This is a genomic window from Psychromarinibacter sp. S121 (assembly GCF_049801035.1).
In the GTDB taxonomy this organism is placed as follows: domain Bacteria; phylum Pseudomonadota; class Alphaproteobacteria; order Rhodobacterales; family Rhodobacteraceae; genus Psychromarinibacter.
The window spans coordinates 848,253-868,595 of sequence record NZ_JBNAGE010000003.1; the positions used below are offsets into that span (position 1 = coordinate 848,253).

Sequence of the window (20,343 nt, forward strand, 5' to 3'; positions counted from 1 at the left end):
TCAACATCAACAGCTTGCAGCAAGCGGTTAAGGCGGAACTTTGTTCGCTACCAGCGCAGGACGACGGCGCCCCAGGCCAGTCCGCCGCCAATTGCCTCGGTCACGACAAGGTCGCCGGGCTTGATCTGGCTGCGTTGGACCCCCACCGACAGGGCAAGGGGAATCGATGCCGCCGAGGTATTGCCGTGGTCCTGCACCGTCACCACGACCTTTTCCATCGGCACGTCCAGCTTCTGGGCGGTGGCCTTGATGATGCGCAGGTTGGCCTGATGCGGCACGACCCAGTCGACATCGGCGTGGTCCAGTCCTGCCTTTTTCAACGCCGCATCGGCGGTGGCGGCCAGCTTTTCGACCGCGTGGCGGAAAACTTCCTTACCGCGCATGCGCAGGTGGCCGGTGCTTTGGGTCGACACGCCGCCGTCGACATACAGGATGTCGCGATGGCGGCCGTCGGAATTCAGGTCGGCGGCCAGCACGCCGCGGTCGCCGGCCGTTCCTTCGCCCTCTTGCGCCTCCAGCACCAGCGCACCGGCGCCGTCACCGAACAGCACGCAGGTGCCGCGGTCTTCCCAGTCGAGGATGCGCGAGAAGGTCTCGGCCCCGATCACCATGACGCGCTTTGCCTGGCCCGACATGATCATCGCGTTGGCGTTTGCCAGCGCAAAGACGAAACCGGCGCAGACGGCCTGCACGTCGAAGGCGAAGCCGCCCTCCATCTCCAGCGCGGCCTGCACCATCGTGGCGGCCGAGGGAAAGGTCAGGTCGGCGGTCGAGGTCGCAAGGATGATCGCGTCGATATCGGCGGCGGTCATCCCGGCGTTGTCCAGCGCGGCGCGGGCCGCGCGCAGGGCAAGATCGGACGTGGTCTGGCCTTCGGCCGCGAAGTGCCGCCGCTCGATCCCCGAGCGTGACCGGATCCACTCGTCAGAGGTATCCAGCGTCTTCTCGAACTCGGCGTTTTCGACAATGCGGTCGGGCAAATAGTGGCCGACCCCACGGACAACGGCGCGTGTTATCATTCTATGTTACCGTTTCCAGCTTCTCTGCTCGCCGGATCATTGCCCGGCAGGGCGGCGGATGCAAGGCGCTCGGCCAGCCGCTGGTTGAACCCGGACTGGGCCAGTTTGAAGGCCAGCTTGATCGCCGCCGAGACGCCGGTGGCGTCCGCCGATCCGTGGCTTTTGACGACCGTGCCGTTCAGCCCAAGGAACACCCCGCCGTTGACCCGGCGCGGGTCGATCCGCTTGGACAGGCGGCGCAGCGAGGTCATCGCCAGAAGCGCCGCGATTCGGGACAGGGGGGTCGCCTTGAAGGCTTCGCCGAGGAAGTCGCGGATCAGCCCGGCGGTGCCCTCGCCGGTCTTCAGCGCGACATTGCCGGTGAACCCGTCGGTCACGATCACGTCGACGCGGTCGGACGGGATGTCGCCACCCTCGACGAAGCCGACGTAGTCGTAGCTTCCCAGCGCCTGCCGCTGCTCCAGCATCTCGTTGGCGACCTTCAACTCGGCCCGGCCCTTGTGCTCTTCGGTGCCGACGTTCAGCAGGCCGATGCGGGGGCGTTCCAGCCCAAGGCCGTTGCGGGCATAGCTGGCGCCCATCAGCGCGTATTGCAGCAGATCGTCCTCGTCGGCGCGCACATCGGCGCCCACGTCCAGCATCATGTTGAAGCCGCCGGGGTTCCGCGAGGGCCAGAGGCAGGCGATGGCGGGGCGGTTCACCCCGTCCAGCTTGCGCAGGCGCACCATCGACACCGCCATCAGCGCGCCGGTGTTGCCGCAAGAGACACAGGCCTGCGCCTCTCCCGAGCGGACCGCCTCGATGGCGTTCCACATCGAGGTGTCCTTGCCCTTGCGCATCACGTGGCTGGGCTTTGCGTCCATCGTCACGACGCCCTCGGCATCGCGGATCTCGCACCGGTCCTTTAGCTGCGCGCGGCGGGCGAGCAGCGGCTCAAGCTCGTCGCGGCGGCCGTGCAGGATGAAACCGATGTCGGGGTTTTTCGACGCCGACATGGCACAACCGCCAATGACGGCGGCCGGTCCCCGGTCGCCGCCCATGGCGTCTACGGATATCACGATACGGCCGGAACCCGCAGTCGACCGGGGCGGTTTGCTGTCTGCTACGCCCATCTCGTCACCGCGTCTTGTACCGGCTTACGCCGCGTCTTCGTCCAGCTCGATCTCGTCGGCCATGGCGACCACTTCACGGTCGGCATAGTGGCCGCAGGACGGGCACACGTGGTGCGGACGCTTCAGTTCGCCACAGTTCGGGCACTCGTTGGGGTTCGAACCTTCCAGCGAGTCGTGCGAACGGCGCATGTTGCGGCGCGACTTGGTAACTTTATTCTGAGGGACAGCCATGTCTCAACCTCGGTTTGCGGCGGGCCAAGCGCCCTTTGGTGGATAGGAAAGGGCGGGGTCGAACACCCCTTGGCCCGAATGTGTCAGCGAGGGCCGGAACATACTGCGATTCTTCAATCGTGCAAGCTGTTTTTCCGTCCCGTCTTCCGACCCCCGCGAAGGGCCCGGAAGCCCGCCACATACGCCGCTCCGCGCCATGTTTCAAGGGCCGGCGGCGCAAGGCTCTTGACGCGGCGGCCCCGGGCGTCCGACGATACGATGCACGCCCCCGTGGGCGATGCGGCGGTACATCCGCACACCCCCCGGGGCGAAAGGCAGGTCCGCAGGCAGTCCGGATCCGGTCATCGGGCAGAGGCCGCGCCGAAACGCGCGCGCCCGGCCAGTCGAACTAGGACGAACGGAGGAGGACGGACATGCGCTGCTTCACGGTGCTCGGACCATCGCAATCGGGAAAGACCACGCTGACAGAGGCGCTTGGCGCGCTCGAGGACCGGGCGCGCGCCACCGCCTTCGGCGATAGGCTGGGCCTGCGATGTTTCGATTTTCTGGGCGAGGCATGGGGCGCCTTCGACGTGGCGGGGGGCACCGACAACCTTGCGGCGGCGGGTCATGCGCTGGCGGCCTCGGACCACGCGGTCCTTGTGGTGCCGCCCCATCCGGAGGCGGCGCCGCTGGCGGCCCCCTACTTGAGACTTGTGGAAGAGGCGGGCGTTCCCGCCTCTCTTTTCATCAACCACATGGACGGCTTCGAGGGACGGGTGCGCGACACCGTGGCGGCCCTGCAGACCTATGCCGCGCATCTTCTGGTGCTGCGGCAGGTGCCGATCCGCTCGGACGGAGAGATCACTGGCGCGGTCGACCTGATCTCGGAGCGCGCGTGGGAATATCGCGAAGGCAAGCCCTCGGCGCTGGTCGAGATGCCCGAGGCGATCCGCGCCCGCGAGCAGGAGGCGCGCACCGAACTGCTGGAGAACCTCGCGGACTATGACGACGCGCTGCTCGAACAGCTGATCGAAGACCGGGTGCCCGCGCCCGAAAGCGTGTTCGCCATGGTCGCCGACATGCACAAGCGCAACGATATCCTGCCGGTGTTCCTTGGCGCGGCGGCCCATGCGAACGGGGTCACCCGGCTGATGAAGGACCTGCGCCACGAATCGGCCGACCCCGAGGCGGTGGCGGCGCGGCTGCGGGTGGCGCCCGACGCGGTGATCGCGGTCTGGGGCGACAACCGGCGTCACGTCGGCAAGTCGGTGCTGCTGCGCGACCTCGGCGGCGGGCTGGCGCCGGGCGCGTCGCTGGGCGGCGGCACGCTGGGCACATTGACAGCGCCGGACGGCAAGGCGCTGGACGGCGCGCTCGAACCCGGCGGGCTGGCGCTGGCGGTGAAGTCCGACCACGTCGCGCCGGGCACGGTCTACACCGGCGGCGGCGCACAGCCGGTGCCCGACTGGGCCGCTGGACCGGTCCCCGCGATGGCACGCCTGCTGACGCCCGCGAATGCCCGCGACGAGGCGCGGCTGTCCGGCGCGCTGTCGCGAATCGCGGCGGTCGATCCCGGCATGCGGCTGTCGCAGGATGCCGAAAGCGGTCACGCGCTGGTCCACCTGCAGGGCCCGATGCACCTGCGGCGGCTGTCCGAGCTTTTGGCGGCGGAGTTCGACATCGAGGTCGAGGCCGGCACGCCCGCCGGATCCTACCGCGAGACGATCTCGCGGCCGGGCGAAACGCATTACCGCCACCGCAAACAGTCGGGCGGGGCGGGGCAGTTCGCCGACATCCAGATGACCATTCGCCCCCAGCCGCGCGGCGAGGGCTTCGTGTTCGACGAAACCGTGAAGGGCGGCGCGGTGCCGCGCAACTACATCCCGGCGGTGCAGTCGGGATGCGAAGAGGCGCTGACCGAGGGGCCGCTGGGCTTTCGCGTCATCGACCTTGCGGTGACGCTGACCGACGGCAAGCACCACGCGGTCGACAGTTCGGACTACGCGTTCCGCACCGCGGGACAGATGGGGCTGCGGCAGGCGCTGAGGGATTGCGCGCCGGTGCTTTTGCAACCGATGCACCGGATCGATATCCACGTGCCGTCGGTCTATACCGGCGCGCTGGTGGCGCAGGTGTCCTCGCTGAAGGGGCAGGTGCTGGGCTTCGACCCGCACCCCACCGCCCGCGGCTGGGACGTGTTCCGCGCCCTGATCCCACAGCCCTCGGAGGACGAGTTGTTCCGTGCGCTGGCGGGGCTGACGCACGGCACCGCGTGGTACGAAAGCCAGTTTGACCACTACGAAGAGATCCACGGCAAGGCCGCCGAAAAGGTCCGCGCCGAACGGGCAGAGGCGGACGCCTGACCTCGGGCTTCTTTGGTCCTGAAATATCCCGGGGGAGCGCGCGCAGCGCGCGGGGGCAGCGCCCCCTAGGCCTCGCCGTCGTCCTTCATCTTGTCGCGCAAGGCGGCGAGCCCCGCGAACGGCTTGGTCTCTTCCTCGCGGATCGGTTCGACGCCGTCCTCCGCGAAGGTCTCTTCCACCGGCTCCGCGCCCTCGGCGCGGGGGTACAGCGGCAGGTTCAGCGCCAGCGCCTCGATCAGCAGATCCTGCAGGTCCAGCACGGCGGGCAACGGCTCGATCGTGTCGTCCTCGGGGATTTCGAGCTCTTCCGCTTCCGGTACTTCCGGCGGCTCGGCAAGGTAGGTGCGGTCGACTTCGGCGTCGATCCGCGTGGTCACCGGCGCCAGCGTCGCCACGCAGGGCTGCACCACGGTGGCGCCCAGCATCGCCTCGAGCCGCCAGTCGCTTTTGCCCTCGGGGATCAGCTTGCCCTGCAGGCGCAGCTTCTTCAGCGCCACCAGTTCCAGTTCGTCGGCAATCGCCGCCCGCGCGTCGGCATCCGGTTCCAGCCGAAATTCATGCGTGCCGCCGCTGCGAAGCGCGGCAAGGCGGATCTTCGTCGGCGTGTCGCGCTCTTCCATAAGCTTGAACCCTTTGCGTTCCATCTGCTAAGCGACGTAAAAGTTCGGCAGGCCCGAGACAAGAGGCCGGAACCATCGGCCGACGAGAGGCCAGAGACGTGAGGGTTGCAATGGGCAGGATCACCGCCGGTTTCCGGCTGACGCTTGTGGCGGGGCTTCTTGGCCTGCTCGCCGCCTGTTCCAACATCGACCGCACGCATGGCTATGTGCCGACGGACGACGTGCTGAATCAGGTCATCGTCGGCGTCGACACCCGCGAGACGGTGGCCGAGGTCGTTGGCCGTCCCTCGGCGTCTGGCATTCTCGACGTCGGCGGCTGGTACTATGTGAAATCCAAGTTCCGCGCCTACGGCTTCCGTGAACAGCGCGAGATCGCCCGCGAAGTCGTCGCGATCAGCTTCGACGGCGCGGGCGTGGTCGAGAACGTCGAGCGCTTCGGCATCGACGAGGGCCGCAACATCACCATCTCGCGCCGCGTGACCGACAGCAACATCAAGGGCATCTCGTTCCTGCGTCAGCTGTTCGGCAGCTTCGGCAACTTCACCGCCGACCAGCTTCTCGGGCAGTAAGTCTCTGACAAGAACAGGACCCGACGCACCGCGCGCCGGGTCCCGATGTCTCAGTCTTCCGGTTCGAATTCCAGCGCGACGCCATTGATGCAATAGCGCAGGCCGGTGGGCTGCGGCCCGTCCGGGAACACGTGGCCCAGATGCGCGTCGCAGCGGTTGCAGTGGACCTCGGTCCGTTTCATGAACCAGCTTCGGTCGACGCTTTCGCCGACCTGTTCGCCGTCCACCGGCTGCCAGAACGACGGCCAGCCGGTGCCGCTGTCGAACTTGTGCGCCTGATCGAACAGGGGCGCGCCGCAGCAGGTGCAGCGGAAGGTGCCCGGCTGTTTCGGGAAATCGTCGTGGGTGAAGGCGCGTTCGGTTCCGTGCTTGCGGGTGACCTTGAAGGTCAGATCGTCAAGCTGTTCGCGCCATTCCGCATCGGTCTTGATGACCTTGTCCATTTACGCTTCCTCTCGGCATTCGTCAGATGAGTGTCACATCTTGTGTGTACGCGGTTGCGAAACCATAGGTAATATGCCGTGGCGGCATTCCAAGTTCGGAACGCCGCCCCGGCCCGCAACGGGCGCGAGGGCAGGATGCTACGCAAGGGCAGATACCACGCACGCATGGCGGAAACGCCGGGGGACATCGCGGCCGCGCAGGCGCTGCGGTACCGGACCTTCATCGCCGAAACCGGAGCTGCCCCGCGCGAGGGCGGGTCGGACGCCGACCGTTTCGACGAAATCTGCAGTCACGTTCTGGTCGAGGACAGCCGCGACGGGCGGCTGGTCTGCTGTTTCCGGATGCTGCCCCTGTCGGGCGCCGAGATCGGGCAAAGCTATTCGGCGCAGTATTACGGCCTGTCCGCGCTGGAGGGCTACGAGGGGCGCATGGTCGAGATGGGCCGCTTCTGCATCGATCCCGACCACGCTCGCGATCCCGACATCCTGCGCGTTGCGTGGGGGGCGATGACCCGTTTCGTGGACGAGCAGGGGGTCGACATGCTGTTCGGCTGCTCGTCGTTCCATGGAACCGAGACGGAAACCTACCTTGACGCCTTTGCGATGCTGAAGGAGCGCCACCTTGCGCCGAAGCGCTGGCTGCCGAAGGTCAAAGCGCCGAACGTGTTCCGCTTCGCGCTGCGGCTGCGGCGCAAGCCCGACGCCAAGACGGCGCTGAAAACGATGCCGCCCTTGCTGCGGACCTACCTGATGATGGGTGGCTGGGTCAGCGATCACGCGGTGGTGGACCACGACCTGAACACGCTGCACGTCTTCACCGGGCTGGAAATATCCGCCGTCCCTCCCGCCCGCAAGCGGGCGCTGCGGATGGTGGCGGGCTGATATTCGCCGCACAGCGTTTTGGGCTTTTGCTATTTGTGAGTCTCCCGAGCAGAAAAGGAGACAAACAATGCGTTCGCTTCGTAAAATTCTCTATGAATCCGGCTATTTCATGAAAATGGGCGGGAACCCGTTGCCTGGTGACGTCTTGCTACACGATGGGGAGAAGGTGGAATATTTAGGCATCGAATTAGCAACTGAAATGATGGTCGGTCTCACTGAAGACGGTAGCCTAGTATATCTCGACCCAGAGAAATCTGAGTACGCGTAGACGCCACATCCGGCCCCCGTTGACGATGCCTCGGCGCGGGGATAGCTGCTGCGCATGGCACAGGCACCCCTTCTTCAGCTTTCCGACATCACGCTGACCTTCGGCGGCAATCCCCTGTTCGACGGGGTCGATCTGGTCGTCCAGCGCGGCGACCGGCTGGCGCTGGTCGGGCGCAACGGGTCGGGCAAGTCGACGCTGATGAAGGTGCTGGCCGGCATGGTCGAGCAGGACCGGGGCAGCCGTGTGCTGTCGCCGGGAACCTCGGTCGGCTACATGGAACAGCACCCGGACCTGAGCCGGTTCGAGACGCTGGGCGAATTCGCCGCCTCCGAGCTTGATGCGTCCGAAGCCTACCGGGTCGAGATGGCCGCCGAGGGGCTGAAGTTCGACCCGGAAACGAAGGTCTCGGCGGCGTCGGGCGGGGAACGCAGACGCGCGGCGCTGGCCAAGCTGATGGCGGAAGCGCCCGAGCTGATGCTGCTGGACGAGCCGACCAACCACCTCGATATCGAGGCGATCGCGTGGCTGGAAGAGCAACTGAAGACCACCCGCAGCGCCTTCGTCCTGATCTCGCACGACCGCGCCTTCCTGCGGAACCTCACGCGCGGCACCCTTTGGCTGGACCGGGGCGAGGTGCGGCGGCAGGAGAAGGGCTTCGAGGATTTCGAGGCGTGGCGCGACAAGGTCTGGGACGAAGAGGACGTCGCCCGACACAAGCTGGACCGCAAGATCAAGGCCGAGGCGCGCTGGGCGGTCGAGGGCATCAGCGCCCGCCGCAAGCGCAACCAGGGCCGCGTGCGCGCGCTTCAGGCGCTGCGGCAGGAACGCTCGGACATGATCCGGCGGCAGGGCGCCGCCGAGATGTCGCTCGATTCCGGGCCGCAGTCCGGCAAGCGGGTGATCGAGGCCAAGGAGATCTCCAAGGCCTATGGCGACCGTACGATCCTGAAACCGTTCTCGCTGCGTGTCCTGCGTGGCGACCGGGTGGCCTTTGTCGGCCCCAACGGCGTCGGCAAGACCACGCTTCTGAAGATGCTGACGGGCGAGGAAACGCCGGACACCGGCACCGTCACGTTGGGCACCGGGCTTGAGATGGCGGTGTTCGACCAGAACCGCTCGCAGCTCGATCCCGACGCGACGCTGTGGGACAGCCTGACGCAAGACCCGTCGATGCGTGTCTCGGGACAGTCGGATCAGGTGATGGTGCGGGGCACGCCGCGGCACGTGGTTGGCTACCTGAAGGACTTCCTGTTCTCCGAGGCGCAGGCCCGCGCTCCCGTCCGCGCCCTGTCGGGCGGCGAGAAGGCGCGGCTGCTGCTGGCGCGGATCATGGCGCGGCAGTCGAACCTGCTGGTGCTGGACGAACCGACCAACGATCTGGACATCGAGACGCTGGACCTGTTGCAGGAACTGATCGGCGACTACGACGGCACCGTGCTGCTGGTCAGCCACGACCGGGATTTCCTGGATCGCGTGGCGACGACCACGATGGCGATGGAAGGCGACGGTCTTGCGACCGTCTACGCGGGCGGCTGGACCGACTATCGCGCCCAGCGGGGCGAAGGGGTGGCCCCGGCGGACAAGCCCAAAGCCGCGAAGCCTGCCAAACCGGCAGAGAAGCCCGCGCCGAAACCTGTCGCGAAAGCGGCGGATGGCCTGAGTTTCACCGAAAAGCACCGCCTCGAAGCCCTGCCGGCCGAGATCGCGCGGCTGGAGGCCGAGATCGGCAAGCTGTCGCAGCTTTTGTCCGACCCCGACCTGTTCACCCGCGAGCCGGTGAAGTTCCGCAAGGCAACGGAAGCGCTGACACAGCGCCAGACGGCGCTGTCGGCGGCGGAAGAGGAATGGCTGGAGCTGGAAGAGAAGGCCGAAGCCGGCTGACGGCCGTTACGTGGTGCCGCAGAACATCTCGTACAGGACGCCCATAATGCGCGTCGAACGCTCGTCGGCGAGGCTGTAATAGATCGTCTTGCCGTCCCGGCGCGGTGTGACCAGACCCTCGCTGCGCAGGCGCGACAGCTGCTGCGACACGGCGGCCTGCCGCGCGCCCAGCAATTGCTCGAGCTCGGTCACCGACTTCTCGCCGGTGGCAAGGTGGCACAGGATCATCAACCGGCCCTCGTGGCTGATCGCCTTCAGGAAGGCGGCGGCAGCCTCGGCGTTCTGGGTCATGCGCTCGATATCCGAGCGGTCGAGACCGTCTGTCATCGTGGCAGTGGTGTTTTCCAAAATCGCATCCAAGGGCATCTGATCGGGTCCGGCAGTTTCTAGCATGTTCCTACAGCGAATGCAGCAACCGCGCTGCGGCGCGGCTTCGGCATTCACATTCAGCGGATGTAATGTGTTGGGCGGTCGCTTTCAAGAACAGACGGAATTGAACTTGCGGCCGGGGTCGGTGATGGTTCGCAGAGGCGGGAGGACGCCTTAAAACATGGGAGGATAGCATGCCAGAGGACAGTGGAACCGAGTTCTGGAGGGACTTGCGCCCGATTGAAAAGGTCTTCCAGCCGGACGCCAAACCGGAAGTTTATCTTCCGAACATCGCCGACGAGGACGAACGTTACTACGTTCCCTTCACGGAAACGGTCTTCTCGCGCCCGGTATGGATATCGCCGACGACGAACCGATGGTGCGACGTGCTGATGGCAAAAGGGCCGGGGCTGGTGAACCGCCACTATCACCCGCACGAGGTCTTCGCCTACACGATCTCGGGCAAGTGGGGCTATCTGGAACACGACTGGATCGCCACCGCCGGGGACTTCGTCTATGAAACGCCCGGCGAGGGACACACGCTGGTCGCCTATGAAAGCGACGAGCCGATGAAGGTCCACTTCAACGTCACCGGCCCGCTGATCTGGCTGGACGAGGCGGGCGAGCCGGACGGTTACTTCGACGTCCATATGTATATCGCCATGTGCCGCGAGCATTACGACAAGGTCGGGATCGGCGCGGACTATATCGACGGGCTGATCCGCTAGGATCGTCGGGCGCGGAAACGCGACGAAAGGAAGTTTCCGAGCCGCCCTCTTTTTCGACATATACGGTCCTGCCTGCCTCAATGCTGGGATGCAGGTTTTGCAAGCCCGGCATAGCCCTTGGGGCAAGCCGTTGACTTCACAGGATGTATGCCCCGGCATGCATCCCTGCGGTTGTTGAAATTTCGACCGCGCCGGCCCTAGTATCCATCAGCGACATCGAACCGACCGCTTTTGTATTTCTGACGCAGGTCAAGTTGTTCCGCACGTTCACGAGTTATTCTGCGCCTGCAAAGGCCGCCCGCAGTTCCCCGAGTGCCGCCTCATTTAAAGGAGCTTGCCATGAATGTTCAGAACGACATCCCGCTCGATCACCCTTGGGACGGCTTTTCCGACGGCAGTTGGCGGAACGCGATCGACGTCCGCGGTTTCATTCAGGAAAACTACACCCCCTATCTGGGCGACGCCTCGTTCCTTGCCGGGCCGACCGACCGCACGCGGAAACTGTGGGACGAACTGTCGGACCTGCTGAAAAAGGAACGCGAGGCCGGGGTGCTGGACGTCTCGGCGGACACGCCATCTTCGATTACCGCCCATGACGCCGGCTACATCGATCGCGACCTCGAGATCATCGTGGGCCTTCAGACCGATGCGCCGCTGAAACGGGCGATCATGCCGAACGGCGGGCTGCGGATGGTTGAGGTCGGGATGAAGGCCTATGGCTTCAAGCCCGATCCGGTGGTTCACGAGATCTGGACCAAGTACCGCAAGAGCCACAATCAAGGTGTCTTCGACGTCTACAGCCCCGACATCATGGCCGCCCGCCGGTCCGGCGTCATCACCGGGCTTCCCGACGCCTATGGCCGGGGCCGCATCATCGGCGACTACCGCCGCGTGGCGTTGTACGGCATTGACGCGCTGAAAGAGCGCAAGAAGGCCGAGTTCCACGAGCTTGACGATGCGGTCTTCGACGAGGCGATGCTGCGCACCCGCGAGGAATTGCAGGAACAGTTCCGCGCGCTGGGCGAATTGCACGAGATGGGCCTGAAATACGGTATCGACCTTGCCAAGCCCGCCCGCACCGCGCGCGAGGCGATCCAGTTCACTTATCTGGCCTACCTTGCCGCCGTGAAGGAGCAGAACGGCGCGGCGATGTCTCTGGGCCGGATCTCGACGTTCCTCGACATCTATATCGAACGCGACTTCGCGCGCGGCACCCTGACCGAGGAAGCCGCGCAAGAGATGATCGACGATCTGGTCATCAAGCTGCGCATCGTCCGCTTCCTGCGTACCCCGGAATACGACGAGCTGTTCTCGGGCGATCCGACATGGGTGACCGAGGTGATCGGCGGCATCGGCCTTGACGGGCGGCCCTTGTGCTCGAAGACCTCGATGCGCGTGCTACAGACGCTATACAACCTCGGCCCCGCGCCCGAGCCGAACCTGACCGTCCTGTGGTCCGACCGGCTGCCCGAGGGGTTCAAGCATTTCTGCACCAAGGTCTCCAAGGACACCTCTGCGATCCAGTACGAGAACGACGACCTGATGCGCGAGAAGTGGGGCGACGACTATGGCATCGCCTGCTGCGTCTCGGCCATGGCGATCGGCAAGCAGATGCAGTTCTTCGGCGCCCGCGCCAACCTTGCCAAGGCGCTGCTCTATGCGATCAACGGTGGGGTGGACGAGAAATCCGGCAAGCTGGTGGTCGAGGGCTTCGAGCCGATCACTGCGGACGTGCTGGACTACGACGAGGTGATGGCGAAGTTCGACAAGACGATGGACTGGTTGGCCAAAACCTACGTCAAGGCACTGAACTGCATCCACTATATGCATGACAAATACGCCTACGAACGGATCGAGATGGCGCTGCACGACCGCGACATCCTGCGGACCATGGCTTGCGGCATCGCCGGTCTGTCGATCACGGCGGACAGCCTGTCGGCCATCAAGCACGCGAAGGTCGAGGTGATCCGCAACGATGACGGGCTGGCGGTCGACTACCGCATCACAGGCGACTACCCGGCCTTCGGCAACAACGACGACCGCGTGGACGGCATCGCCGCCTGGCTGACCGAGACCTTCATGTCCAAGGTGGCGGCGCAGCCCTATTTCTACCGCGACAGCGTTCCGACCCAGTCGATCCTGACGATCACCTCGAACGTGGTCTATGGCAAGAAGACCGGCTGCACCCCCTGCGGCCGCCGGGCGGGCGAGCCCTTCGCGCCGGGCGCCAACCCGATGAACGGGCGCGATACCAAGGGCTTCGTGGCCGCGGGCGCCTCTGTCGCCAAGCTGCCTTATGACTACGCGCAGGACGGCATCAGCTGGACCGCCTCGGCCACGCCCACCTCGATGGGCCACACTGAGGACGAGCAGGTGCGCAACCTGTCGAACTGCCTTGACGGCTTCACGCGGGCCGGGGGCTTCCACGTCAACGTCAACATGCTGACCAAGGACGTTCTGGTCGACGCGATGGACCACCCCGAGAAATACCCGCAATTGACCGTGCGTGTCTCTGGCTACGCGGTGAACTTCGTCAAGCTGACGCGCGAGCAGCAGCTGGACGTGATCAGCCGCACCTTCCACGCCACCATGTGAACCGGCCGGGTGTCTTTGGGCGCCCGCCGCTTCGGGACCCCGTTCCATGACCACCCAACACGCCCCCGCGCCGGGGCACGACATCCATCGCCACGACAACCACGGCTTCCTGCACTCGGTCGAGACCGGCGCGGCGGTCGATGGCCCCGGCATGCGCTTCGTCTACTTCATGGCGGGCTGCCTGTTCCGCTGTCTCTATTGCCACAACCCGGACACGTGGAAACTGCACAACGGACGCCGCGTCGAGCTGGAGGACATGCTGGCCGAGGTCGCGCCCTATGCCGGGTTTCTGAATTTCGCGGGCGGCGTCACCTTCTCGGGCGGCGAACCGATGATGCAGGCCGCGTTCGTCGGGCGTGTCGCCGCCGAGATCAAGGCGCGGTATGGGCTGCACATCGCATTGGATACGCAGGGGTTTCTGCACCATACGGTGCCCGACGACTGGTTCGATCCGATCGACCTTGTGATGCTGGACATCAAGCACATCGACCCCGCGCGGTATCTCGAACTCACCTCTCAGCCGCTGCAACCGACGCTGGACTGCGCCGAACGGCTGGTCCGCCTTGGGAAGCCGCTGCGCATCCGCTATGTGCTGGTGCCCGGCTGGACCGACGCGCAGGCCGATATCGAGGGGTTGGCCGATTACGTTGCAGGGCTGAAGGCGCAGGGCGGCGACGTCGAGATGGTCGAAGTGCTGCCGTTTCACCAGATGGGCACGTCCAAGTGGGACAAGCTGGGGCTGGAATACCGCCTGCGCGACACGCCGACGCCCACGCCCGAGGGGACCGAGGCCGCCCGCGATATCTTTCGCGCACGCGGACTCGTCGCGACCTGAGCCCGCGAAGCCGGACAGGGGGGCGCGACAGCCTTCCGGCAATCCGCTACACAGCGGTCTGACCCGCATTGCCCGCCCGGAAGGCCCCCGCCGATGTCAGCCATATCGAAGGAAATCCGCTCGTTCCTCGTCGTGTCCGAGGCGGCCTCGATCCGCGAGGCGGCGCACCGGCTGAACATCTCGGCGCCCGCCTTGTCGCGGCAGATGCAGATCCTCGAACGCAGCTATGGCGCGCGTCTGCTGGTCCGGTCCGCGGGCGGTGTCTCGCTGACGCCCGAAGGTGCGCTGCTGCGGGCCGAGGCGCTGAAATGGGTGGATGCCGACGCGGCCTTCACGCAACGCCTGCGCCGGGGCGATCGGGACAGCCGCACGCTGGTCCGGCTGGGCGTGATGGAGGGGCTGGTGACACCGGTCGTACCCACGCTGGTGCGGCGGCTGGAGCGGCATCTGGGGCCGGTAGAGCTTGACCTTGTGGTCGGGTCTAACCCGCTTCTGCACGAGAAGTCCGAAGCCAGCGAGTTGGACATCGTGCTGGCCTACAACCTGCCACGGCTGGCGCATCTGTCGATTGTGGACGGTTTCGACTATACCCTTGGCGTCTGCCATGCGCCCGATCTGGGGATCGAGGGCACCGGTCCGATCACCATGCAGGAGGCGCTGCAATGGCCGCTGTGCCTGCCAAGTTCGGCACTGTCGATGCACACCCGCCTAATGGCCGAGATCCTCAGCGTGCGGGTGAACCCGAAGGTGGCGCTGAACACCAACAGCATCGGCACGATCATGAGCTTTCTGCGCGACGGTCACGGCATCGCGTTCCTGCCGTGGCCCGACGTGTCGCAGGACGTGGCCGCGGGCCGGCTTGCGTTCCGTCCGATCAAAAGCCGCAGGATGACCGAGCGGCTGAGCCTTGCGATCTGCCGGGGCAACGCGCTGGGCGATGCGACGGGCCCGGTGCTGGAAGAGATCCGCGCGGTGATCGTCGCGCTGGATCAGGAAGGGCCTGCGCCATAGGGCGGCCGGGCTGCCAAGGCGACCCGGCCGGTTCCGTCGTCACTTCTTGAAGTTCGCGCCGATCCGCATCTGGATGTAGTCATGCGCGGTCATGGGCTCGTACTTGCCTTCCGGCCCGGCCAGCACGGTGTCCATGTTCGCCTGCGCGAAATAGGCGATGGAATAGCGCGGGCCTAGGTATTCCTCGGGCTTCGGCATCCGCACGCGGTGCAGGTTCGACAACAGCTTGTCGTCCGACCACCGCATCAGCATGTCGCCGATGTTGCAGGTGATCACCCCGCCCAGCGGCGGCACGTCCGTCCACTGGATCGCGCGGCCCTTGCTGTCCTTGCCGGGGCAGACCTGAAGCCCGCCCTGACCGGCCTTTTGGTGCAGCAGGGTCAGGCAGTCGAAATCGGTATGCGCACCCGCGCGCCAGAACTTGAAGTCCTCGGGCTTGGCGTCTTCCATGCCGAGATAGTGGATCAGCCGCAGGGTCGACTGGTACTCGGGCGTGTCGGGCGCGTGGCCCTCGGTGAAGAAGCCGGGCCCGAAGTCGAGCCGCTGCGCGAAGCAATCCAGCACCTTCATCGCAAGCGCCCAGTTGTGCCGCTCGAAGGCCAGCATGGTTTCCTTGAACCCGTTCAGCTCTTCGCCCGTTGGCCACAGACCCTTCATGCGGGGCAGGGTGATCTGATAGCTTTCCTTCTGGTCCGCCGTGCCGGTCGAGGGCCGCACCTGCGCCTTGTATTCCCAGCCCGCGTTGGTCCCGGCCTTCAGCGGGTACTGTTCCTTGGTTTCGGTCGGCAGGTCAAAGAACCCGGCCGACAGCAGGAACGCTTCGTCGATCAGGTCCTGCGGGATGCCGTGGTTGGTCAGCTGGAAGAAGCCGATGCCGGTGGCGGCCTCCCACAGCGCGTCGGTGATCTCGTCCTTGCGGTTGAAATAGTCCGACATGTCGATCTGCGGAATGTCGCGCTCGACTTCTTCGCCATAGCCGCCGATGCCCGCTTCTTTCTGAAGCTCGGCCAGTGTCTCGTTGCTCATTTCTCTTTCCTTCGATGTGAAAGGAGCAATGTCCGACGCCGGTGGCGACGACTGCTTCTACTCCGGTGGGCCTTCCGTGATCCGCATCACGGTCCGTATGGGAATGCTAAGGGCAGGCGGGTGTAAGAAAAAGTACAAAGAATGCCACACAGTGTAAGCAAAAACGGAACGCCACCGGGCCAGCGCGGGGGACGCTACGTCAATGGGGCTGATCTCTGCCACGGAACCTGCTAAAGCGGCGCGGCGCCGCCCTTGGGCCGCGCGAAACTGTCCCGGACCCCGCATGAACCACGACCTGCAATCCGCTGCCCGTCTTTCCGTCGCACCCATGATGGACTGGACCGACCGGCACTGTCGCTATCTCCATCGGCTGCTGAGCCGGCGGACGCTGCTGTATACCGAGATGGTGACGGCGCCGGCGTTGGTGCGGGGCGACGCGCAGCACCTGTTGCGGTTCCACGCGGCCGAGCATCCGGTCGCGGTGCAGCTTGGCGGATCGGACCCGGCGGAACTGGCGCAGGCGGCGCGGATGGCGGCGGACGAGGGCTATGACGAGGTCAACCTGAACGTCGGCTGCCCCTCGGACCGGGTGCAATCGGGCTGCTTCGGCGCGGTCCTGATGGAGCGGCCCGGGCTGGTGGCTGACTGCGTGGCGGCGATGATCGCGGCGCAACCTGTTGAGGTCACGGTGAAATGCCGGATCGGCGTGGATGATCAGGTGCCGGAAGAGGTGCTGCCGGACTTCCTGACCAGAATGCGGGATGCAGGCGTGCGGCGGGTTACGATCCACGCGCGCAAGGCGTGGTTGCAGGGGCTGAGCCCGAAGGAAAACCGGGACATCCCGCCGCTGGACTACGACCTTGTGAAGGCGATGAAGCGCGCGTTCCCCGAGCTTCACATCTCGATCAACGGCGGCATCGCCTCGCTTGATCAGGCGGCGGGGCTGCTGGAAGAGGGGCTGGACGGCGTGATGGTCGGCCGGGCGGCCTATCACCAACCGGCGGACATCCTGCTGGACGCCGACAGGGTGATCTGGGGCGAGACGCCGCCGCTGGAGACCGCCGAACAGGCCGTGGACCTGATGAAACCGTATATCGAGGCGCATCTGGCCGAGGGCGGCAAGTTGGCGCAGGTGACGCGGCACATGCTGGGCCTGTTCGCGGGCCGTCCCGGCGCGCGCGGCTGGCGGCGGGTACTCAGCGAGGGGGCGCACCGCACCGGGGCGGGGCTGGACGTGGTCGACGCGGCGCTGGCGCATGTGACCGGAAACGAGGCAGGCGCGGCGGAACGGCTGGCGTCCTGAGCACCGGCAGGCGGAAACCACGCACCCGAACCGGAAATCCCCATGGACCTTCCCGCACGGATGCGGTTTGACAGGGCGAAACCCCGTTCCGAAGGACCCGTGACATGCCCGAAACCGCACTTCTGATCCAGCTTCTGGTGATCCTGATGGTGATCGGCGCGGTCGCCGGGGTGCTGGCGGGGCTTCTGGGCGTCGGCGGCGGCATCGTTCTGGTGGCCGCGTTCTTCTATTCCTTTCAGGCGCTTGGATACTACGGCGAGCAGCTGATGCAGGTCTGTCTTGCGACCTCGCTGGCGACGATCATCGTCACCTCGGCGCGCTCGGTGCTGTCGCACAACAAGAAGGGCGCGGTGGACTGGGATGTGCTGAAGACATGGGCGCCGGGGATCGCCATCGGCGCGTTGATCGGCGTGCTGGTGGCCGCGCAACTCAAGACCCGTGAGTTGCAGGTGATCTTCGGCATCCTCGCCATCATCATCTCGGCCTATATGGCTTTTGGCCGGACCCAGTGGCGGCTGGGCGACAGCATGCCCACCGGCTTCGCCCGCGCGGCGTTCTCGCCGGTGGTGGGCTTCCTATCGGTTTTGATGGGGATCGGAGGCGGCAGCTTCGGGGTGCCGCTGATGACGCTTTACGGCAAGCCGATCCACCGCGCGGTGGCGACGGCGGCGGGCTTCGGCCTGCTGATCGCGGTGCCGTCGGTGGTGGCGTTCCTGTTCGTCACAATCGAGCCGGACTCGCGCCCGCCGTTCACCATCGGCGCGGTGAACCTGCCTGCCTTCTTCATCGTGATCTGCATGACGCTGCTGACCGCACCACTGGGCGTGAAGCTGGCGCACCGGATGAACCCGGCACCGCTGAAGCGGGTCTTCGCGGTGTTCCTGTTCATCGTCGCGCTGAACATGATCCGGAAGGCTGTCTGGGGCTAGGGCGCAGAATTTTCTAGAAAATTCTGTTTGGCACGATCTTCTAGAAGATCGTGCTACCGCTAGGTTCCGACGATCTTCTGGAAGATCGTGCTAACCACCGTTCCGCTCGATCTTGCCACGTCGCCCGCCGCGCCGGCGTTTGAGCAATCCCGCGCGGTCGGGCAGTTCCGCCATCACCGCGCGGCGCTCGTCCGGGCTCATCCGCAGCCAGTTGCCGATTTCCTCGGGCGTGCGCAGGCAGCCGGTGCAGATCCGCGCCTCGGGGTGGACGACGCAGATCCGCACGCAGGGGCTTTCGATGCCCTGCTGGCTGATCGGCGTTTCGCTCATCCGCGCAGATGCCGCAGGCGGTCCAAAGCGCCCTGCAGGATGAAGCTGGCCGCGACATGGTCGATCACCTCGGCGCGGCGGCGGCGCGAGGTGTCGGCCTCGAGCAGCGCGCGTTCGGCGGCGACGGTCGACAGGCGTTCGTCCCAGTAACCGATGGGCAGGTCGGTCAGCTGCGACAGGTTGCGGGCGAAGGCGCGGGTGGATTGCACGCGCGGCCCTTCCGAGCCGTCCATGTTCACCGGCAGGCCCAGCACGATGCCGCCCAGCGCGCGCTCGGCGGCGATCTCCATCAGGCGGGCGGCGTCGGTGGTGAACTTCTTGCGCTTCACCGTCTCCATCGGCGTCGCCACCGTCAGCAGGCTGTCGGACACCGCGACACCGATGGTCTTGGTGCCGAAATCCAACCCCATCAGCCCACGCATCGGGGGCAGGGCGGCCGAGAAATCGGTGAACGCGTCGTGGATCATTCCGCCACCCCGGCAAGCTGCGCGGCGGTGCGGATCTGATCCAGCGCCTCGGGCGCGTCGGCGAAGACGGTCTGCGCTTCGGTCCAGATCGCGCCGGCCCGATCAAGTTCCTGCAGGACACCAAGCGCCCGGATCAGGCGGGCCCAGTCCTCGGGGGTGCCGCCGTCGGTCGCCAGCCGTTCGGCCAGACCATCGACCATGCCGCGCACCATCTGGTCGCGTTCCTCGGGCGTCAGGTCCGAGGCCGCTTCGACGTCCTCCTGCGAGGGGCCGGGGCTGTCGGGGCCGACGATGGGCGGCGCCGAGGGCGGGGTCCAGCGGACGCCGGCCAGTTGCGCCACCTCGGGCATCTGCGACAGGATCGGCGGCACCCACGGATCGTCGGTGCGGCTTTCGGTCAGTAGGCTTTGCCACGTCGCGAAGGTCAGGTCGGGGCGGCGGGTCTGGAACTGCAACAGCCCGGTGTAATAGCGCGCCGGTCCGTTCGCGGGGTCCAGCGCGAGGGCGCGGTTCAGCGCCTGTTCCGCCTCGGGCGAGACGATGCCGCCAGCGGCAAGGATCATCAGGTCGGCCAGATCACCGAAATCGTCGGCGACCAGATCGTCGCCCTTCACTTCGATCAGACGCTGCTGCGCCGTGTAGGCGGCGACGAAATTGCCCAGCCGCGCCTCGTTCACCACCAGCAGTTCCAGCCCCTGCGGATCGTCCGGGTTCTCTTCCATCGCGGCGCGCAGGCGGTCCATCAGCTCGGCGAACCGTTCGTCCGGGGTGATCTCGGGCATGGTGCCCGCGGCGGCTGTTTCCAGCGCGGCCTGGCTGGGACGCGCGTCGCGCAGTTCCTCGGCGGCGCTGATGCGGGCGGCAAGCGGCATGTCGGGATAGTCGGGCGCGCCCAGCGTCCAGTACAGCCCGAACGCCCCGGCCAGCACCGCGATGCCGGTGAAGATGGCGGCGGCGATCGACAGGCCGCGCGGCGCGGTCGTCTCGGCCCCGGCTGTGCGCGCGGCGCGGTCGGCCTCCAGCAGGCGGCGCGACACCTCGACCCGGACGCGTTCGCCCTCGGCCTCGGTCAGCACGCCGCGGGCGACGTCGCGATCGACCTCGCGCAACTGGTCGCGGTAGACTTGCACGTCATAGGCCGCGGCGGGGTCGGCGCCTTGTGTCCGCCCGCGCAAAAGCGCCAGCACCAGCAGGGCGGCCACCGCGAGCGCCAGCAGCACGGATACGATCCAGAATGCCGAAAGTCCCATATGTCCTCCGTGTCCCTGACCCATCTATCCATTGCGATGGGCGCGCAAAACCCCAAATGGGCCGCTGGTCGCTCACGCTTGCGTCGGAGGCGGCGGAAGGTACGATTTGCCGCATGTCGCAAATCCGGCG

General features: G+C 66.2%; 21 protein-coding genes. 11 read left to right on the forward strand and 10 right to left on the reverse strand.

The window, feature by feature from the left end; all coding sequences use genetic code 11:
- Nucleotides 1-47: 47 nt before the first annotated feature.
- The 3 genes from ACP156_RS17860 to rpmF are packed head-to-tail and all read right to left on the reverse strand — an operon-like array spanning nucleotide 48 to nucleotide 2,362.
- Nucleotides 48-1,019, reverse strand: coding sequence for a beta-ketoacyl-ACP synthase III (locus ACP156_RS17860; protein ID WP_425052710.1), 972 nt, complete (start codon nucleotides 1,017-1,019; stop codon nucleotides 48-50).
- The gene (gene plsX / locus ACP156_RS17865; RefSeq protein ID WP_425052711.1) at nucleotides 1,016-2,131 is read right to left on the reverse strand and encodes a phosphate acyltransferase PlsX; all 1,116 of its coding nucleotides are present in this window, start codon (nucleotides 2,129-2,131) and stop codon (nucleotides 1,016-1,018) included. Before plsX ends, ACP156_RS17860 begins: the two co-directional genes overlap by 4 nt.
- 24 nt (nucleotides 2,132-2,155) lie before the next feature.
- The gene (gene rpmF, locus ACP156_RS17870; RefSeq protein ID WP_275633688.1) at nucleotides 2,156-2,362 is read right to left on the reverse strand and encodes a 50S ribosomal protein L32; all 207 of its coding nucleotides are present in this window, start codon (nucleotides 2,360-2,362) and stop codon (nucleotides 2,156-2,158) included.
- 413 nt (nucleotides 2,363-2,775) lie between these two features.
- On the opposite strand from rpmF, the gene ACP156_RS17875 reads away from it, so the two are divergent.
- Entirely contained in the window at nucleotides 2,776-4,707 is a 1,932-nt protein-coding gene (locus ACP156_RS17875) for an elongation factor G (RefSeq protein WP_425052712.1), read from the forward strand.
- A gap of 65 nt (nucleotides 4,708-4,772) precedes the next feature.
- Here ACP156_RS17875 and ACP156_RS17880 read toward each other — a convergent pair whose 3' ends face one another.
- Nucleotides 4,773-5,351 (reverse strand): YceD family protein, encoded by a 579-nt coding sequence (locus ACP156_RS17880; RefSeq protein ID WP_425052713.1) that lies wholly within the window; start codon nucleotides 5,349-5,351, stop codon nucleotides 4,773-4,775.
- An 86-nt stretch (nucleotides 5,352-5,437) separates the two neighbouring features.
- Between ACP156_RS17880 and ACP156_RS17885 the strand changes: the two genes are divergently transcribed.
- Entirely contained in the window at nucleotides 5,438-5,896 is a 459-nt protein-coding gene (locus tag ACP156_RS17885; RefSeq protein WP_425052714.1) for an outer membrane protein assembly factor BamE, read from the forward strand.
- A gap of 50 nt (nucleotides 5,897-5,946) precedes the next feature.
- Here the strand turns inward: ACP156_RS17885 and msrB are convergent, their stop codons facing one another.
- Nucleotides 5,947-6,339 carry a peptide-methionine (R)-S-oxide reductase MsrB gene (gene msrB / locus ACP156_RS17890; protein WP_425052715.1) on the reverse strand — a complete coding sequence of 131 codons (393 nt, stop codon included), beginning with the start codon at nucleotides 6,337-6,339 and terminating at the stop codon, nucleotides 5,947-5,949.
- Nucleotides 6,340-6,504: 165 nt separating this feature from the next.
- Between msrB and ACP156_RS17895 the strand changes: the two genes are divergently transcribed.
- From ACP156_RS17895 to ACP156_RS17905, 3 genes are all read left to right on the forward strand, one after another.
- The gene (locus ACP156_RS17895; RefSeq protein WP_425052716.1) at nucleotides 6,505-7,221 is read left to right on the forward strand and encodes a GNAT family N-acetyltransferase; all 717 of its coding nucleotides are present in this window, start codon (nucleotides 6,505-6,507) and stop codon (nucleotides 7,219-7,221) included.
- 67 nt (nucleotides 7,222-7,288) lie between these two features.
- The gene (locus tag ACP156_RS17900) at nucleotides 7,289-7,489 is read left to right on the forward strand and encodes a hypothetical protein (RefSeq protein ID WP_425052717.1); all 201 of its coding nucleotides are present in this window, start codon (nucleotides 7,289-7,291) and stop codon (nucleotides 7,487-7,489) included.
- 54 nt (nucleotides 7,490-7,543) lie between these two features.
- Entirely contained in the window at nucleotides 7,544-9,370 is a 1,827-nt protein-coding gene (locus tag ACP156_RS17905) for an ABC-F family ATP-binding cassette domain-containing protein (RefSeq protein ID WP_425052718.1), read from the forward strand.
- A 6-nt stretch (nucleotides 9,371-9,376) separates the two neighbouring features.
- Here the strand turns inward: ACP156_RS17905 and ACP156_RS17910 are convergent, their stop codons facing one another.
- Complete coding sequence (locus tag ACP156_RS17910) at nucleotides 9,377-9,697, reverse strand: ArsR/SmtB family transcription factor (protein WP_425052719.1); 321 nt, start codon at nucleotides 9,695-9,697, stop codon at nucleotides 9,377-9,379.
- A 236-nt stretch (nucleotides 9,698-9,933) separates the two neighbouring features.
- Between ACP156_RS17910 and ACP156_RS17915 the strand changes: the two genes are divergently transcribed.
- From ACP156_RS17915 to ACP156_RS17930, 4 genes are all read left to right on the forward strand, one after another.
- Nucleotides 9,934-10,467 (forward strand): 2,4'-dihydroxyacetophenone dioxygenase family protein, encoded by a 534-nt coding sequence (locus tag ACP156_RS17915; RefSeq protein WP_425052720.1) that lies wholly within the window; start codon nucleotides 9,934-9,936, stop codon nucleotides 10,465-10,467.
- A gap of 339 nt (nucleotides 10,468-10,806) precedes the next feature.
- Nucleotides 10,807-13,062: a formate C-acetyltransferase gene (gene pflB / locus ACP156_RS17920; RefSeq protein WP_425052721.1), complete on the forward strand. Its 2,256-nt coding sequence runs from the start codon at nucleotides 10,807-10,809 to the stop codon at nucleotides 13,060-13,062.
- A gap of 46 nt (nucleotides 13,063-13,108) precedes the next feature.
- A complete protein-coding gene (gene pflA / locus ACP156_RS17925) occupies nucleotides 13,109-13,897 on the forward strand; it encodes a pyruvate formate-lyase-activating protein (RefSeq protein WP_425052722.1) in 789 nt (262 codons plus the stop codon).
- A 93-nt stretch (nucleotides 13,898-13,990) separates the two neighbouring features.
- Complete coding sequence (locus tag ACP156_RS17930; RefSeq protein WP_425052723.1) at nucleotides 13,991-14,908, forward strand: LysR family transcriptional regulator; 918 nt, start codon at nucleotides 13,991-13,993, stop codon at nucleotides 14,906-14,908.
- Between the two features lie 39 nt (nucleotides 14,909-14,947).
- On the opposite strand, the gene ACP156_RS17935 is transcribed toward ACP156_RS17930, so the two are convergent.
- Nucleotides 14,948-15,934 carry an isopenicillin N synthase family dioxygenase gene (locus tag ACP156_RS17935; protein ID WP_425052724.1) on the reverse strand — a complete coding sequence of 329 codons (987 nt, stop codon included), beginning with the start codon at nucleotides 15,932-15,934 and terminating at the stop codon, nucleotides 14,948-14,950.
- A 283-nt stretch (nucleotides 15,935-16,217) separates the two neighbouring features.
- On the opposite strand from ACP156_RS17935, the gene dusA reads away from it, so the two are divergent.
- Both dusA and ACP156_RS17945 read left to right on the forward strand, forming a co-directional pair.
- Nucleotides 16,218-17,237: a tRNA dihydrouridine(20/20a) synthase DusA gene (gene dusA / locus ACP156_RS17940; RefSeq protein WP_425052725.1), complete on the forward strand. Its 1,020-nt coding sequence runs from the start codon at nucleotides 16,218-16,220 to the stop codon at nucleotides 17,235-17,237.
- A 104-nt stretch (nucleotides 17,238-17,341) separates the two neighbouring features.
- Nucleotides 17,342-18,166 carry a sulfite exporter TauE/SafE family protein gene (locus ACP156_RS17945; protein ID WP_425052726.1) on the forward strand — a complete coding sequence of 275 codons (825 nt, stop codon included), beginning with the start codon at nucleotides 17,342-17,344 and terminating at the stop codon, nucleotides 18,164-18,166.
- Between the two features lie 90 nt (nucleotides 18,167-18,256).
- Here the strand turns inward: ACP156_RS17945 and ACP156_RS17950 are convergent, their stop codons facing one another.
- Genes ACP156_RS17950 through ccmI form a run of 3 tightly spaced genes read right to left on the reverse strand, consistent with a single transcriptional unit; the run spans nucleotide 18,257 to nucleotide 20,213 of the window.
- Nucleotides 18,257-18,496 (reverse strand): DUF1289 domain-containing protein, encoded by a 240-nt coding sequence (locus ACP156_RS17950; RefSeq protein WP_425052727.1) that lies wholly within the window; start codon nucleotides 18,494-18,496, stop codon nucleotides 18,257-18,259.
- Nucleotides 18,493-18,963: a Holliday junction resolvase RuvX gene (gene ruvX, locus ACP156_RS17955; RefSeq protein ID WP_425052728.1), complete on the reverse strand. Its 471-nt coding sequence runs from the start codon at nucleotides 18,961-18,963 to the stop codon at nucleotides 18,493-18,495. Before ruvX ends, ACP156_RS17950 begins: the two co-directional genes overlap by 4 nt.
- Nucleotides 18,960-20,213 (reverse strand): c-type cytochrome biogenesis protein CcmI, encoded by a 1,254-nt coding sequence (gene ccmI / locus ACP156_RS17960; RefSeq protein WP_425052729.1) that lies wholly within the window; start codon nucleotides 20,211-20,213, stop codon nucleotides 18,960-18,962. The genes ruvX and ccmI overlap by 4 nt, the downstream gene beginning before the upstream one ends.
- Nucleotides 20,214-20,343: the final 130 nt, after the last annotated feature.